Source organism: Parendozoicomonas verongulae, assembly GCF_009711465.1.
GTDB classification, from domain to species: Bacteria; Pseudomonadota; Gammaproteobacteria; order Pseudomonadales; family Endozoicomonadaceae; genus Sansalvadorimonas; species Sansalvadorimonas verongulae.
In genome coordinates, this window is record NZ_SMME01000762.1 from 2,711 (window position 1) to 3,641 (window position 931).

2 protein-coding genes are annotated in these 931 nt (G+C 51.3%); one reads left to right on the forward strand and one right to left on the reverse strand.

What is annotated here, in order from left to right; all coding sequences use genetic code 11:
• The coding region (locus tag E1189_RS25260; RefSeq protein WP_230460197.1) for a C2H2-type zinc finger protein at positions 1–506 on the forward strand (506 nt) is incomplete at its 5' end.
• Here E1189_RS25260 and E1189_RS25265 read toward each other — a convergent pair.
• Positions 496–750, reverse strand: a complete 255-nt coding sequence (locus E1189_RS25265) for a hypothetical protein (RefSeq protein WP_230460198.1) — start codon at positions 748–750, stop codon at positions 496–498. The two genes, E1189_RS25260 and E1189_RS25265, sit on opposite strands and share 11 nt — an antisense overlap.
• Between the last annotated feature and the right edge of the window lie 181 nt (positions 751–931).

Consider the following 931-nt stretch of genomic DNA (forward strand, 5'->3'; position numbering starts at 1 on the left):
TTTCACCTTCCTTTCTAGACACTTTATTCCCTGAGTTGTCGGGCTTGAAGCAGGATGACACCCTACTTTCAGAGCTATCGGATTTATTGCAGGATGATGTATTTCAGGGTGTTCTTTGCGCCAGTGAAGAAGAGTGTGCACTCGATATAGGCGGCACTCTTACTGAAGTGAATCAGATTCAGTCTGACAGTGATCAGCAGCCCACGAATATCTCCGGGATGAACACGCTAAGAGCCCACACAGGGTACAGGCGCACCCACAAAAGACGCAGGCTCTTTGTCTGTGACTTTGACGGGTGCAACCATCTTTTACTGCATCCGGTCCATCTCACTATTCACAAGCGCATCCACACAGGGGAGAGGCCCTTTGCCTGTGATCTGGACGGGTGCAACAAAGCGTTGACCACATCTGTGATCATGACGGATGCAGCAAGTCTTTCATTAAATCCGGCGATCTCATCAGGCACAAACGCATCCACACAGGGGACAGACCCCCTTAGTCTGTGACTTTGACGGATGCAACAGGCGTTTTATCCAACCCCATCATCTCACCGTCCACAAACGCATCCACACAGGGGGCAAGCCCTTTGTCTGTGTCTTTGACGGGTGCAACAAACGTTTTTCCCAATCCAGTAATCTCAACAGGCACAAACGCACCCACACAGGGGACAGGCCCTTTATCTGTGACCAGAAGGGGTGCAACCGGTCTTTCACCCAAGCCGGTGCACTCAGCACCCACAAACGCACCCACACAGGAGAAAGGCCCTTTGTCTGTGATCAGGACGGGTGCAACGGTCTTTAATCCAATCCAGTCATCTCATCGATCACAAATGCACCCATACAGGGGACAAGGCTTTTCTCTGTGATCAGGACGCCTGCAACAAGCGTTTTTCCCAAGCCAGTCATCTCATTGCCCACAAACGCATCCACAC